The following is a 14,024-nucleotide window of genomic DNA, read 5'->3' as shown; positions in this document are numbered from 1 at the left end:
AAAGCCACAAAACAGTCCGCTGCCAAAAAACTTCACCCCGCTACCATGCTAATCATCTGCCAATTTAATATGTTAAAATATGGTAAAAATCTGTTGACACTATAAAAATTTTATTCATACAATGAAGAATAGAATAAATAAATCATAATGGATGATGCGCAATGAAGAGAAAAAACACATCAACTTATAATTTTCGAAAGAGGCTGCATGTCAAACCCCTGGTTTGATGGCAGCCTCTTCTTTATTTCGCTAATATGCTGAGGGGGAAAGATCATGATTGAATTGACAGGCAGCACATTGACATTGGAACAGGTAAAGGTGATTGTTTTTGATAAAGAGCATGCGGCAGCATCAGCCGGGAGCATGGAGCGGGTGAAGGAAAGCCATGAGGCGGTCCGGAAGATTGTTGAAGAAGAAAGGGTCATTTATGGCATCAATACCGGCTTTGGGAAGTTCAGCGATGTGCTCATTAACCAGAAGGATGTAAAGGCGCTTCAGCTGAATCTGATCCGTTCCCATGCATGCGGGGTGGGGGAGCCTTTTCCGGAGTCTGTTTCAAGGGCGATGCTGCTGCTGAGGGCTAATGCGCTTTTGAAAGGATTTTCAGGTGTAAGGCCGGAGCTGGTTGAAAGGCTGCTGGCTTTCTTAAATGAAGAAATCCATCCTGTCATTCCGCAGCAAGGGTCGCTTGGGGCGAGCGGGGATCTTGCACCATTGTCCCATCTTGCTCTTGCTCTGATCGGTGAGGGGGAGGTTTTTTATAAAGGAAAGAGGATGCCTTCATCAGAGGCCATCGAATCTGCCGGACTCCCGCCGTTCCATCTGGAGGCGAAGGAGGGGCTTGCCCTCATCAATGGCACCCAGGCGATGACGAGCATGGGGGCGGTCGCCTATCTGGAAGCCGAGCAGCTGGCTTTTCAAAGTGAAATGATCGCTGCTATGACGATGGAGGGCCTGAACGGCATCACAGACGCATTTGATGAAAGAATCCATCAGGCCCGCGGCTACCAGCAGCAGATAGATACAGCCGCTCGTATGAGGGATTATCTGGCCGGTAGCAGGCTGACGACCGTTCAAGGTGAGCTGCGTGTCCAGGATGCCTATTCTCTCCGGTGCATCCCCCAGGTTCATGGGGCAAGCTGGCAGGCGCTCGATTATGTAAAAGAAAAATTGGAGATTGAAATGAATGCGGCGACCGATAATCCGCTGATTTTTGATGAGGGGGAAAAGGTCATTTCCGGCGGGAATTTTCATGGGCAGCCGATTGCGTTTGCGATGGATTTTATGAAAATTGCTGTTGCGGAGCTGGCCAATATTTCGGAAAGGAGAATCGAGCGGCTCGTCAATCCGCAGCTCAGTGACCTGCCTGCTTTCTTAAGTCCGGAGCCTGGCCTGCAGTCAGGTGCGATGATCATGCAATACAGTGCGGCATCTCTGGTTTCGGAAAATAAGACGCTGGCACATCCGGCGAGCGTTGATTCTATTCCGTCCTCCGCCAACCAGGAGGATCATGTAAGCATGGGGACGATTGGATCCCGCCATGCGTGGCAGATCATCCAGAATGCGACCCGGGTGCTGGCGATCGAGCTGATCTGCGCGATGCAGGCAGCCGAGTTCAGGGGTGTTGAAAAAATGGCCCCTAAAACAAGAAAAATCTACGAAAAAGCAAGGGAAATCGTCCCATCCATTACAAAAGACAGGGTATTCTCAAAGGATATTGAAAATTGTGCGGCCTGGCTGAAGGAAGGAATAATGAAATAAGGGGAGGACTGCCTCCCCTTATGTTTAATCTTCTTCTTCGATCCGGTTTTTGAAGGCTTCCTGGACGACGATGAATTCTTCATCCTCAATCGCGTCTTTAGAGTGCCTTTCCACTAGCGTCCCCTCAGGGAATTTTCCGGGATGCCCTTTTCGTTTATGGTCAAAATGCTCTCCGCGTGACATAAGCAGATCGTCTCCTTTCATAGGTGGAAATCGGTTCTTTCCGTAGCTTTCCCGCCCCGGCCGCCGGATATGTGCGCAAAACTTGTTCAGCTTTTGCAGGAAGTGCATATCTATATTGATATATAGCAAATTAGAAAGGAGCGGTGCATATGCGGGAAGCGTTCCAGGCGGAGGATTTGGCCAAACAGCCCATGCCTTTTACAGCTTCAAAAGGGGATCCAGCCCCGCTGTTTACAGCGGATGCTGTGATTGACCAGGGAATCCAGAAGGTCAGCCTGCAGGATTTCCAGGGCCAGTGGGTGCTGCTGTTTTTTTACCCCAGTGATTTCACCTTTGTCTGACCGACAGAATTGGCGGCGGTCGCCGCTATTTACCCTTATGTAAAGAACATGAATGTGGAAGTCCTTGCCATCAGCACGGACAGCGTCTATTCCCACAAAGTGTTCAAAGAAACATCGCCTTCCCTGAAGCATGTGACCTTCCCGCTCCTGAGCGACCGGACCCACAGCATCAGCAAGGCATACCGCGTGCTTGATGAAAATTCAGGCGCATCATTCCGGGCATCTGTGTTCTTGAACCCGGAGCAGATCATCCAGGCAAAACTGATTTATCCCGGCAATATCGGCCGCAATCTCCATGAGCATGTCCGCATCCTTCAGGCCCTCCAATATGCAAAACAGACTGGCAAAGGCACCCCTGCCAACTGGATGCCGGGCCAGCAGGGGATGATGAGCGACCCGAATATGATTGGGAAAATATAAATTGGAGCTGCTGGTATAGGAATGCAGCAGGGAACAGTGGTATCCCAAAAAAGAAGACCCGCCTTCCTTAAAGCGGGTCTTTCAGCTTGATATATGAACTGCGGAACGCAGGCTGCCTAGTCTTTAACCGTACTCTGCTTGGCATTCACAATCAGCGGGTTCAAGCCTGAACCTGTTCTTTTGACCTGTGTGGCGCCTTCTGTGTTCTGGCCTTCCAGATAGGAAGCATATTTTCTGTTCCAGTATTTCATGGACAGATAGATGAAGATGCCGGCAATGATCAAGATGGCAACTGTTGCTGGCCAGAAGGCTGGGGAAACGACAGCAGCTTCATAAGCAAGGCCGATTTTTGAAAAGACGATATACGTAAAAGCGACGAGCGAGAGAAGAATGATGGAAACCGGAATGACGCCCTTCCAGGGAACCATATTCACCTGGGCATCTGCACGGAAATGATAGGCAGAGGCTCTCGGCTTTATTTTACCGATAATGATCATCATCAGGATTTCGACAGCAAACAGGATGGCATAGATATGGATAAAGTGGATCGGCACCGTATAGCCAAACAGATGGTCAGTGCCCCATACGAGCATATAATAAGCTATCACATGGAAAATGATGACCACTTTCGGTGCCAGTGCCGGGATATATTTCGAGAAAATACCGACGAGTACGATGGCGATGATCGGTATGTTGAAAAATCCAGTGAATCTTCTGATCAGGTCCCAAAGGCCGTCAGATGCGTTCATCAGCATCGGAGAGATGAATAAAGAGACAATGGCGAGAATGGTTCCGAACCATTTGCTGATGCTGATCAGCTTTTCATCACTCACATTAGGATTGATCCTTGGCTTGTAGATATCCAGTGCAAAAAGGGTGGCGGCGCTGTTCAGCAATGAATTGAAGGAGCTGAACACGGCTCCCAGCAGGACCGCAAGGAAAAATCCGGACAGATAGCCGGGCATCACATCTGAAATCAGGGTTGGGTAGGCAAGGTCGACTGATTTCAGCGAATTGCCGTAAAGATGAAAGGCGATAACGCCGGGAATCATCATGAAAACAGGGACAAGCAGCTTATAAAAGCCTGAAATCATAACACCCTTTTGGCCTTCAGCCAGGTTTTTCGCGCCTAATGTACGCTGGATGACATATTGATTAGAAGCCCAGTAGAAGAGATTGGCAAAAATCATCCCGGTAAAAATGGTGCCGAATGGAACAGAATCTTCCTTTGTCCCAATGCTGTTCAATTTTTCAGGATGCTCAGTGGCAATGGTTTTCAGGCCGCTGAAGAAATTGCCGTCACCAAGGGCGAAAAAGCCAAGAACCGGGATCAGAATACCGATGATTAAAAGGCCGATCCCGTTTAATGTATCAGAAACAGCAACAGCCTTCAGTCCGCCGAAGATGGCGTAAATGGCTCCGATGATGCCGATGATCCAGATGACGAGCCAAACAGAAGATTGGTATGTAATGCCCAACAGGGACGGCACATCAAACAGCTGCAGCACAGCCAATGCCCCCGAATAAAGCATGGATGGAATAGTAACAAGGATATAGCCAAGCATGAACAGGATGACGGTGTAGCGCCTCACCCCTTCATCAAAGCGCTTGCTTAAAAATTCAGGCAGTGTCGTGAAGTTTCCGCCCAAATACTTTGGCAGTAGATAAACAGCCATGAAGATGATGGCAAAAGCAGCGGTAACTTCCCAGGCCATATTGCTCAAATTGGTCCGGTAGGCCTGTCCATTCAGGCCAATCAGCTGCTCGGCCGACAGGTTTGTCAGCAATAGCGATCCGGCGATGAAGCCCCCTGTCAGTCCCCTCCCTGCCAGGAAATATCCTGTAGAATCGCTGACTGCCCCTTTCGTTTTCACATACGAAATCCAGGCAACGATCGCCATAAAAAAGGCGCAGGATATTAAAGTGAAAGCAATTCCCCCAGTAAACATAGGTGCACTTCCTTTTCTCTTTTTTGTTCGTTTAATAACCTGAAATGGCACATTTCAAACCTTTTGCTCTAGTGGGATATAATGCCATCAGCTTTCAAATAGAGAGAAAGGCATTTATAATAAAGGAAAGGATTGAAAGGAGGCCGCAGATGGACTTTTTTGGAATCATTTCAGAAGAACGGATCAAGAAAGGCTATAAAGAAGGCGAATTTGAAAACCTTCCCGGCTTTGGAAAACCGCTTCCGCATGATGAGCTCTCCCATGTTCCTGACGATTTGCGCATGGCTTACAGAATGATGAAAAATGCAGGCTATACAGAAGAAGACAATGCTGTGAAGCAGGAAATGGCCACCATCGAGGATCTTATAAAAAAATGCGAGGACCCTGCAGAAAAGAAAGATCTTCAGAAGCAGCTGAACCAGAAGCTGCTGAAATTCAACAGCATGATGTCTAAAAGGCGGGCAAGCACAAACTCCTCGATATTTAAAAACTATGAAGATAAAATTCATCATAAATTAGTTGATTGAAAGCTCCTGTGTCAGGGGCTTTTTTTCTTTTAAAATCACCCTGCACGAATAGCATGAGGAAATTCTCCCCTTTTTGGTTAGAATGTTTTGCCGAAATTCAGAGTTGGGAATTGACTGGAATAGAATAAAAATGGGAGGGTTGGTCCGTGTATTTATCAATTGCAATCAAGCTCCTGCTGGGACTGATATCCCTGCTGGTTATCATGCGGGTGCTGGGAAAAAAGGAGATGGCACAGGCAACTCCATTCGATTTTATTTATGCATTGGTCCTTGGAGGGATTCTTGAGGAAGGTTTGTACGACAGCAAAGTCTCTATTTTACATATTCTGTTCACCTTCGCCGTCTGGGCTGTCCTCATCTATGCGATTGAAATTCTCGTCCAGCGGAAGGATAATCTTCGGGCACCCATTAAAGGGCAGCCTGCCCTCCTTATTGAGAACGGCAATATTAATATTAAAGCGATGGATAAAAACCATATGGAACTGGAGCAGCTGCTCTCGATGCTCAGGGGCAAGGGGGTGTTTTCACTTCGTGATGTGAAGTATGCCATCCTGGAAACAGGAGGAACGCTCAGCGTCATGAAAACCGCTGAGATAGAGCCGCCGACAGCTAAAATGATGGATATAAAGCCGCCTTCCAAGGAAATTAGCATTCTGCTGATCGATGAAGGAGCCATAGAAAAGGAAAATCTTAATTTTGCAGGGAAAACCACTGATTGGCTTCTCTCGGAAATTGAAAAGCTGGGGTACGAAAGAGCAGAAGATATTTATTATGCAGAATGGAATAAAGAGGACGGTTTTTATATCAAAGGCTATGATGAAGAAAGAGAAACAGCCAAATAGCAGGTATATGGACCTGGTTATTGTGGCGATTTTATTTTAAAAGTAAAAGAATTGCAGATTAATATTAGGAATGTCCTAAATAAATGAGGGTCCCTGTCGAAATAAATAGAAATAGACATTTTATTAAGACAGGTGACGTATATGGATAAATCATCATTAATAGGTATAATATTAGCAATCATCGCAGTTGGTGTGGGCATGGTGCTGAAAGGTGTGGGCCCGATTGCTCTGGTAAATCCAGCTGCAATCCTGATCATTATTGTCGGTACTATAGCGGCGGTTACAATTGCTTTCCCATCCAGTGAATTGAAAAAAACACCCAAGCTATTTGGCATATTATTCAAGGAGAAAAAACAGATGGCGCCTGGAGAACTAATTAAAATGTTCTCAGAGTGGGCTCAGCTGGCGAGAAAAGAAGGGCTGCTGGCTCTTGAAGGAAAGATGAATGATATTGAAGATCCTTTTCTTAAAAATGGTCTGTCGCTGGCAGTAGATGGCCAAAGTGCAGACTACATCAGGGATGTTTTATCTGAAGAAATTGAAGCTATGGAAGAAAGGCATCAATCCGGGGCTGCAATATTCACACAGGCCGGTACATATGCTCCGACACTTGGAGTTTTAGGCGCTGTGGTAGGACTTATCGCAGCTTTGAATGACATGTCGGATACCGAAAAGCTGGGGCATGCCATCAGTGCAGCTTTCGTAGCAACACTTCTTGGTATTTTCACTGGATATGTACTTTGGCACCCGTTTGCCAATAAGCTGAAGCGCAAATCAAAGCAGGAGTCAAAACTCAAATATATGATGATAGAAGGAGTCCTTTCGATTCTTGAGGGAGAAGCGCCCCGCGTCATCGAGCAGAAGCTGGCATCTTACCTGCCTGCAGGAGAGAGGAAGCAATTTCTCGAAGAAAGCGAAGTGAAGGCAGATGAGTAAGCGGAAGAAAAAGGAACATCATGAGGACCATGTTGACGAGTCCTGGCTGATCCCTTATGCTGATCTTCTAACACTCCTGCTTGCCCTTTTCATTGTCCTTTTTGCCATGAGCTCAGTGGATGCCCAGAAGTTCCAGTCTCTTTCAAAGGCATTCAACGAAGCATTCAATGGCGGGACAGGCTTCTTTGATTTCCCCAGCCCGCTGCCTGATGGCGCCATGCAGTCTGCAGATGAAACAGAGACTGAGAATAAAAAGGAAGTCGAGAAAACTTCCGCTGCTGCCGGCGGTTTTGAAGAAGGCCAGAATGAGATAGAGGTGGACGGCAAAATACAGAAGTTTACCGATAAGCAGGAGCTCAAGGAAGTCGAAGAGAAGGTACAGACTTATATCCAGAAGAATGGACTGACAGACAAGCTTGAGACTTCATTGACAGATGAGGGTCTCCTCGTCACCATCCGCGACAACGTTCTGTTCGCTTCTGGAGTTGCTGAGGTGCGGGCAAGTGATTTAACGATCGCTGACGAGATTGGCGAGCTGCTAGTGATGGATCCCCCGCGAAGTATCGTCATCAGCGGCCATACTGACAATATGCCGATCAAAAACTCCGAGTTTGAATCCAACTGGGAATTAAGCGTCATGAGAGCCGTAAACTTCATGAAAATCCTGCTGCATAACAAAGACCTGGACGCCCGGGCCTTCAGTGCGAAAGGATTTGGCGAATTCCAGCCGGCCGCCTCCAATGACACAAAAGAAGGCCGGGACAAAAACAGGCGGGTTGAAATTTTAATATTGCCGAGAACATAAGCCGAGCCGAAATGGTTCGGTTTTTTTATATAAATTTATATAGTGTATCTGCTTTTGCTTTGATAAAATTTAGAAATCACAAAATTTACTAAAAGAAGGCTATGAAAATGAACAGACTAAAGTTATATGCTAAGCAGTTCCATCCAGTGGTATGGGTCCTTCTGGGAGGGACGGTACTGGCAAGAGGCGCTTCCTTTATGACGCTGCCCTTCCTCGCCATTTACCTTTCCAGTACAATGGACCTCCACCCGCTTTTGATCGGCCTGACCATTGGGATCAGTCCGCTGACCGGGACCATTGGCGGCTTTATAGGCGGCTATCTTTCGGACAGATTTGGCCGAAAGCCCGTCATGCTGAGTGCCCTGATGATGTGGTGCCTTGTTTTTTACGGGTTTGCCCTGGCTGATTCACCGGCCTTATTTGTCATATTGAATGCTTTAAACGGCTTGTGCAGCTCCTTTTTTGAGCCGACCTCTCAGGCGCTTATAGCGGATCTGACAGACAAGAAATACCGGTTGAAGGCCTTTTCGCTCCGCTATACCGCCATCAATGTCGGCGCATCTGCCGGCCCGCTGCTTGGCGCCTATCTGGCTGCTGTTTCCGCAGACAGCACATTTGTGATAACCGGGACGATCTATCTGCTGTATGGAATATTCCTGGCATTATTTTTGGCCAGATATAAGATTAAAAAAACAGCAGATCCCGCCAAGAAGGGGGCTACCTTCAAGGAGTCGATCCGTGTGGTCAGACGGGACAAAGCACTGCTCTTCCTGATACTGGGAAGCATTCTGATCAATTTCGGCTATGCCCAGATTGACTCAACCCTCCCGCAATTTCTGGAAAACGAACTGGCCAATGGCATAGTTGTATACTCAAGCCTGCTTTCCATCAATGCTGTGATGGTGGTGATCCTGCAGCTGCCGATCAGCTCTTTTGCTGAAAAATTCCAGCCGCTGCAGGTGATGATGTGCGGCTCTGTCCTTCTATCGCTTGGACTGGTATGCTTCAGCTTTACAAACGGCTGGATCATTGGCATCCTGGCCATGCTCATCGTTACCATCGGAGAAATTCTGATCTTCCCTTCCAGCAGCATCATGATTGACCAGCTGGCAGACGATACGAACAGAGGAACCTACTTTGGGGCCAGCCAATTCCGGAAAATCGGCCATTTCGCAGGCCCGATCCTCGGCGGCTTCCTGCTCGGCCAGACCGGAGGGCAGATTGCCTTCTGGATGATCGCGGGGCTGTCATTGGGCAGTATCGTCTTTTACAGGATGGGGAATCTGGTGACGGTGAAGGCGGGAGTGCGGAGTGTGGAAGGGTAGGGGGTTTTGTAATGGGTGAGGTGCTGGGGGAGGAGCAGCTGGCAAAGCACGGAGTCGCAAATATATTGGGGAAACTCGCAAATAAAGTCGGAGAGGCGCAAATAAAATGGGAAACTCGCAAATAAATTCCGAAACCCGCAAATAAACCTGAAAAGTCGCAAATAAGAGCCGCGGGCCGGTTTTGCAGAGTTGCTAATAAAAGCTGGTAATAGCTAATATACTGGAAAAGTTGCTAATAAAATGAAAAAGTTGCTAATAAAAGTGGAAACTTGCTAATAAAACGAAAAACTTGCTAATAACCGCAAAATGAAGCTGCCCAATGAACGTGTAAAGCTGCCCAGCAGCCCAAAAACCGCAACTAAACGCCCAAATTCCTTCCCCAAACACAAAAACAGGACCCTCCAGCGGAGGGTCCTGTTCAATATTACATAGATATATTCACTTCTGACTGCATTTCTTCTTTGGCTGCTGCTGTTTTTTTCCCATGAAGGATATAGTAGAGCCCAAGGCCGATCAGCGAGACAAGAACGAGCACCATGTATAGCTTGGCAAACCCTGTGTAGACGGCGACGATGCCGAGTACATAGGAGCCCAGGCCAATGCCGGAGTCGAACATCGTAAAGAAGGTGGAGGTGGCCAGCCCTCTTTTCGAAGGATCCGCATTTTTGATTGCAACGGTCTGCATACTTGGCACGATGGTGCCGTAGCCCAGGCCGATCACGGCGCCGGCAAGCAGGAACAGGAAGCTGTTGTCTGCAAGGCTGAGCAGGAAAAGGCCGGCGGCAAATAAAACGATTGCCGGATAGATGACCCGGTTTTCTCCGTACATGTCAAACCAGCGGCCAGTGAACGGGCGTGAAATCAGGATGAAGGCTGCATAGACGACAAAGAAAAAGGATGCCGCCTGCATGAGTCCGAGCTCCTTGGCGTATACGGAAATGAAGGATAATACGCCTGAATAGGCAAACGCAAGCGTGCCGGCTGCAATCGAAACCGGAACGGCATTTTTTTCAAACAAGCTTGAAAATGCGAATGATGGCTGCTTTGTTTTTTCGCCGCTGTTTTCCGGGATGCTGATGATAGATGAAAGCACCAGAGCCAGAACGGCAAGCACCGTACATAAAACAAAAATCCAGCTGTATGCGGCATATTGAATGATGGTCAGCCCGGTAAAAGGCCCGATAACCATGGCAAGATTCATGAACATGGCATAATAGCCAAGTCCTTCGCCGCGCCTTTCAGCCGGGACGATATCAGCGACAATGGCACCAGTGGCCGTGGTGGCCATTCCGAAGCCCGCGCCATGCAGGAAGCGGACTGCCAAAAGCATGGGCAGGCTGTCTGCCGTAAAATAAAGTGCAGAAGCCACTGTAAAAATAACCATAGAGATCATCAGGATTTTCTTGCGGCCGATTTCATCGATCCATTTTCCGGTAAAGGGCCGGGAAATGACGGCGGCAATCAGGAATACCGAGATGATGAGGCCGACCTGTGATTCGCTTCCTTTTAAATCATCAAGAATATAAATGGGAAGGGTCGTCAGCAATATATAAAAGCCAATAAATAAGAAAAAACTAGTAATGGAAACGCCTAAAAAGTCCTTTGTCCAAAGGGGTTGTTTCTTCATGTTTGTCCTCCTTGATGTCTTGTTTACTGAGAGTCTGTGAAGTAGTGAGAAGAAAAACGGAAGATCTTGCGGGGCTGATCAACGTCCGGAATTTTGCTTCATTTTTTGCATGACTGATATGGCAGCCATTAATTCTTCTTCAGATATATCCTCCAGCATTTTTTGTTCGTATTGTTCTACAGCGGCCAGCCAATCCGGATATTGAGTGAGGGCCGCATCCGTCAGAAGAATCTTTTTTTCCCGTTTGTCTTTCCCCTGCACCCTGCTGATCCAGCCGGATTTTTCAAGACGCAGAAGGGCTCTTGTCATGGTCGGGGCCTCAACGCTGAGATAGGTGGATAGCTCAACCTGTGTGCTGGTGCCTGCAGTCTTCAGCCTGTAGATGATCGGCCATTGTGCGGCATAAAGCCCCATGGGGGTCAGCACATCGTTCAGGCCTTTGGAGAACTGCCGAGTGCATTGATTGAAGCTGTGAAAAAAAGGATCCATTTTATTCATAAACGATCACCCGTTTCAATTAGTTGCCTAGCTAACTATAAGGTAAAAAGACATTTTTGTCCAGTCCGTTTTAAGAAACAGGTTTGAAGAGTAGCTTGAAGGGAAAGGGTTAAACAGCAGCAATGTGCAATTTATCTACTAGGGGGAAATTCAATTGGACTCATTTTTAGAGCTTGTGGGAAGTATATCGGCTTGGCTGTGGGGGCCGCCGATCATTATTATCCTGGCTGGAACAGGCATATATTTAACCTTTTTATTGGGATTCTTCCAATTCAGATACCCAATTTATATTTTCAAGCAGACCTTCGGCAGCGTGTTTAAAAAGCCGAAAGGGGAGGGGACGGTCACTCCGCTTCAGGCACTGACATCTGCACTGTCTTCGACAATCGGAGCAGCAAATATCGTCGGTGTACCGGCAGCCATCATGTTCGGCGGACCGGGAGCCGTCTTTTGGATGTGGGTAATTGCTTTGATCGGCATGGCCATTAAATTTTCGGAAAGCGTTCTGGCGGTCAAGTACCGTGAGAAAAATGAGGACGGCGAATATGTCGGCGGGCCGATGTATTATATGACAAAAGGGCTCAATATGAAGTGGCTGGGCGTCTGGTTTGCCTTTGCCCTGATGATCGAGCTGATCCCGAGCATCATGGTGCAGGGAAATGCCGTTTCATCTGCTGTTTCAGAGACTTTTGAAATCAATGGACTGTGGACGGGAATTGCCGTTGCAGCAGTTGTATCATTGATCGTATTCGGCGGCATCAAGAGGATCGGGCAGGTAACCGAAATCCTGGTTCCATTTATGGCATTGATTTATGTGGGAACAGCGCTTGTGATCCTTTTTATGAACTTCAGCAAGGTTCCTGAGGTGTTGGAATTAATCTTCACTTACGCGTTCCAGCCGGCAGCGGCAATGGGCGGTTTTGCAGGTGCAGCCATCGGCGAGGTCATCCGCTGGGGCTTTGCACGAGGATTATATTCCAATGAAGCAGGACTTGGGACGGCTCCGATCGCCCATGCGGCTGCACAGACGGACCATCCTGTCAGGCAGGGCTTCTGGGCGATTGTCGGCATAGTCGTTGATACACTGATTGTCTGCTCCGCGACAGCTTTTGTCGTGCTGTCTTCAGGCGTCTGGCAGAGGGAAGGGGCCATGGATGATCCATCATCCCTGACAACAGCAGCCTTCTCTCAATATTTCGGACAGACAGGCAGCCTCATTGTTACCATTTCACTCATATTCTTTGTGGTTTCAACCATCATTGTTGTCATTTTCTACGGATCAAAGCAGGCGGAATTCCTGTTTGGCGATTTCGCAGGACAGGCCATCAAGTTTGTTTATATCGGAGCAATCGTGCTTGGGTCGGTCGGCGCCGCGCAAACAATCTGGCAGTTCCTTGACCTCGCGCTGGCCGCCATATTGTTTCCGAACATCATAGCCGTCCTTCTGCTGAGCAAGCAGGTGAAAGAGCTTAAAAATGAGTTCTTTACCTCAGAGAAATATTATTTGAAGGATATTAAAAAGAAAGATGATGCTGCTTAAAGAGGCGGGGGATTTCCCCGTCTTTTTTGTTGCACTCCCTTGTGTGGTCTGACTTCTTACCTATAAGTCAGACCTATCTTTTTACCTAAAAACCATTGCCCTTCATGTAAACAAATGTTTATAATTTAGACAAAAGTTTATGAAGGCGGTGACACGCTGTGAATGAAAAAGAACAATCCATTTTAACCTTGATAAAAGAGGACCCGTTCATTTCCCAGAATGAAATTGCAGAAAAGACCGGGTTATCACGCTCGGCCGCAGCCGGCTATATATCCTCGCTTGCCAAGCAGGGTAAAATCCTGGGAAGGGCTTATATGCTGCCGAACAAGAAAGAAGTTCTCTGCATCGGCGGGGCTAATATTGACCGGAAAATTCAGGCGATTGGCAAAATTGAAAGCGGTACCTCGAATCCTTCTGCCAGCTCCCAGTCATGCGGGGGCGTTGCCAGGAATATTGCCGAAAACCTTGGGCGTCTTGGCTGCGACGCAAGTCTTATGACGGCAGTGGGCGATGATGCTGAGGGCAGCTGGCTGCTGGGCTATACAAAGGATTTTGTCGACATTTCCCCTTCCCAGACATTGCCTAATACAGCAACAGGAACATATACAGCTGTTTTGGACCATGACGGCGAAATGACAGTCGCTTTTGCCGATATGGCCTTATACGATAGCATAGATTCAGAATTTATCGAAAAAAGATGGGGTTATATTGCCTCAGCAGAGATTGTCCTGCTCGATACCAATTTTCCGGCAGAAGTATTGAAAAAGACGATTTCCCGCTGCTATGAAGAGTCTGTTCCGCTTTGCATCACGCCGGTCTCGTCCCCAAAGGTGAAGAAGCTGCCTGAAAATCTGATGGGTGTCACATGGCTGATCGCCAATCATGACGAAGCCGAGACACTGTCAGGAATGAAGATTAATAGTGATGGAGATTTCTTTAAAGCAGCCGAGAAGATCATGAAAAAAGGCGTGGAGAAGGTCGTCATCACAAGAGGAGACAAAGGGCTGATTTTCTACACGAAGGAAGGCGAGGCAGGGGTGCTGCTTCCGCCTAAGATCAAGGTACAGGATGTGACTGGGGCAGGCGACTCGCTGGTTGCCGGAATTCTTTACGCCCACCTGAAAGGGCTTAATACAGAAAATGCCTGCAAAATCGGCATTGCCTGCAGCATGCTGACACTGCAATCAGAAGAAACCGTCAGTCCGGTTTTAAATAATGTCAGACTTCAGGAAACATTTCAGCAAAATTTCAGCTAAAAAAGGAGACTCAT

At 47.7% G+C, this 14,024-nt stretch carries 13 protein-coding genes; 9 read left to right on the top strand and 4 right to left on the bottom strand.

Going from position 1 to position 14,024, the window contains the following annotated elements:
- Positions 1-273 precede the first annotated feature (273 nt).
- Complete coding sequence (hutH, locus tag ABU165_RS16425) at positions 274-1,761, top strand: histidine ammonia-lyase (RefSeq protein ID WP_101551181.1); 1,488 nt, start codon at positions 274-276, stop codon at positions 1,759-1,761.
- A gap of 24 nt (positions 1,762-1,785) precedes the next feature.
- Here hutH and ABU165_RS16420 read toward each other — a convergent pair whose 3' ends face one another.
- Entirely contained in the window at positions 1,786-1,944 is a 159-nt protein-coding gene (locus tag ABU165_RS16420) for a hypothetical protein (protein ID WP_022543366.1), read from the bottom strand.
- 191 nt (positions 1,945-2,135) lie between these two features.
- Here ABU165_RS16420 and ABU165_RS16415 point away from each other — a divergent pair, with 191 nt between their 5' ends.
- Positions 2,136-2,705: a peroxiredoxin gene (locus ABU165_RS16415; protein ID WP_224951416.1), complete on the top strand. Its 570-nt coding sequence runs from the start codon at positions 2,136-2,138 to the stop codon at positions 2,703-2,705.
- 116 nt (positions 2,706-2,821) lie between these two features.
- On the opposite strand, the gene ABU165_RS16410 is transcribed toward ABU165_RS16415, so the two are convergent.
- A complete protein-coding gene (locus tag ABU165_RS16410) occupies positions 2,822-4,654 on the bottom strand; it encodes a solute:sodium symporter family transporter (protein ID WP_009792163.1) in 1,833 nt (610 codons plus the stop codon).
- A 149-nt stretch (positions 4,655-4,803) separates the two neighbouring features.
- Here ABU165_RS16410 and ABU165_RS16405 point away from each other — a divergent pair, with 149 nt between their 5' ends.
- The 5 genes from ABU165_RS16405 to ABU165_RS16385 all read left to right on the top strand — a co-directional run bounded on the left by ABU165_RS16405 (position 4,804) and on the right by ABU165_RS16385 (position 9,089).
- Positions 4,804-5,181 carry a DnaJ family domain-containing protein gene (locus ABU165_RS16405; RefSeq protein ID WP_009792162.1) on the top strand — a complete coding sequence of 126 codons (378 nt, stop codon included), beginning with the start codon at positions 4,804-4,806 and terminating at the stop codon, positions 5,179-5,181.
- A gap of 146 nt (positions 5,182-5,327) precedes the next feature.
- On the top strand, positions 5,328-6,023 hold the full coding sequence (locus tag ABU165_RS16400) for a DUF421 domain-containing protein (RefSeq protein WP_101551183.1): 696 nt from the start codon (positions 5,328-5,330) through the stop codon (positions 6,021-6,023).
- Positions 6,024-6,164: 141 nt separating this feature from the next.
- Positions 6,165-6,959, top strand: a complete 795-nt coding sequence (gene motA / locus ABU165_RS16395; RefSeq protein ID WP_094769807.1) for a flagellar motor stator protein MotA — start codon at positions 6,165-6,167, stop codon at positions 6,957-6,959.
- Positions 6,952-7,764, top strand: coding sequence for a flagellar motor protein MotB (gene motB / locus ABU165_RS16390; protein ID WP_094769808.1), 813 nt, complete (start codon positions 6,952-6,954; stop codon positions 7,762-7,764). Before motA ends, motB begins: the two co-directional genes overlap by 8 nt.
- Before the next feature lie 107 nt (positions 7,765-7,871).
- A complete protein-coding gene (locus tag ABU165_RS16385) occupies positions 7,872-9,089 on the top strand; it encodes an MDR family MFS transporter (protein ID WP_318060487.1) in 1,218 nt (405 codons plus the stop codon).
- Between the two features lie 424 nt (positions 9,090-9,513).
- Here the strand turns inward: ABU165_RS16385 and ABU165_RS16380 are convergent, their stop codons facing one another.
- Entirely contained in the window at positions 9,514-10,716 is a 1,203-nt protein-coding gene (locus ABU165_RS16380; RefSeq protein WP_094769810.1) for an MFS transporter, read from the bottom strand.
- Between the two features lie 78 nt (positions 10,717-10,794).
- Positions 10,795-11,214, bottom strand: coding sequence for a MarR family winged helix-turn-helix transcriptional regulator (locus ABU165_RS16375; protein WP_318060486.1), 420 nt, complete (start codon positions 11,212-11,214; stop codon positions 10,795-10,797).
- 154 nt (positions 11,215-11,368) lie between these two features.
- Here ABU165_RS16375 and ABU165_RS16370 point away from each other — a divergent pair, with 154 nt between their 5' ends.
- Both ABU165_RS16370 and ABU165_RS16365 read left to right on the top strand, forming a co-directional pair.
- Positions 11,369-12,754, top strand: a complete 1,386-nt coding sequence (locus ABU165_RS16370) for an alanine/glycine:cation symporter family protein (protein WP_009792152.1) — start codon at positions 11,369-11,371, stop codon at positions 12,752-12,754.
- Between the two features lie 158 nt (positions 12,755-12,912).
- Positions 12,913-14,010 carry a carbohydrate kinase gene (locus ABU165_RS16365; protein WP_318060485.1) on the top strand — a complete coding sequence of 366 codons (1,098 nt, stop codon included), beginning with the start codon at positions 12,913-12,915 and terminating at the stop codon, positions 14,008-14,010.
- Positions 14,011-14,024: the final 14 nt, after the last annotated feature.

The organism is Cytobacillus sp. T106 (genome assembly GCF_040492155.1).
Classification (GTDB): Bacteria; Bacillota; Bacilli; order Bacillales; family Cytobacillaceae; genus Bacillus_AB; species Bacillus_AB infantis.
This window is presented reverse-complemented; position numbering and strand designations above follow the sequence as displayed.

Excerpts from the sequence above, each read along its gene's own strand:
- hutH (WP_101551181.1), top strand. The coding sequence starts at position 274 with ATGATTGAATTGACAGGCAGCACATTGACATTGGAACAGGTAAAGGTG.
- ABU165_RS16420 (WP_022543366.1), bottom strand. The coding sequence starts at position 1,944 with ATGTCACGCGGAGAGCATTTTGACCATAAACGAAAAGGGCATCCCGGA.
- ABU165_RS16410 (WP_009792163.1), bottom strand. The coding sequence starts at position 4,654 with ATGTTTACTGGGGGAATTGCTTTCACTTTAATATCCTGCGCCTTTTTT.
- ABU165_RS16405 (WP_009792162.1), top strand. The coding sequence starts at position 4,804 with ATGGACTTTTTTGGAATCATTTCAGAAGAACGGATCAAGAAAGGCTAT.
- motA (WP_094769807.1), top strand. The coding sequence starts at position 6,165 with ATGGATAAATCATCATTAATAGGTATAATATTAGCAATCATCGCAGTT.
- motB (WP_094769808.1), top strand. The coding sequence starts at position 6,952 with ATGAGTAAGCGGAAGAAAAAGGAACATCATGAGGACCATGTTGACGAG.
- ABU165_RS16385 (WP_318060487.1), top strand. The coding sequence starts at position 7,872 with ATGAACAGACTAAAGTTATATGCTAAGCAGTTCCATCCAGTGGTATGG.
- ABU165_RS16380 (WP_094769810.1), bottom strand. The coding sequence starts at position 10,716 with ATGAAGAAACAACCCCTTTGGACAAAGGACTTTTTAGGCGTTTCCATT.
- ABU165_RS16375 (WP_318060486.1), bottom strand. The coding sequence starts at position 11,214 with ATGAATAAAATGGATCCTTTTTTTCACAGCTTCAATCAATGCACTCGG.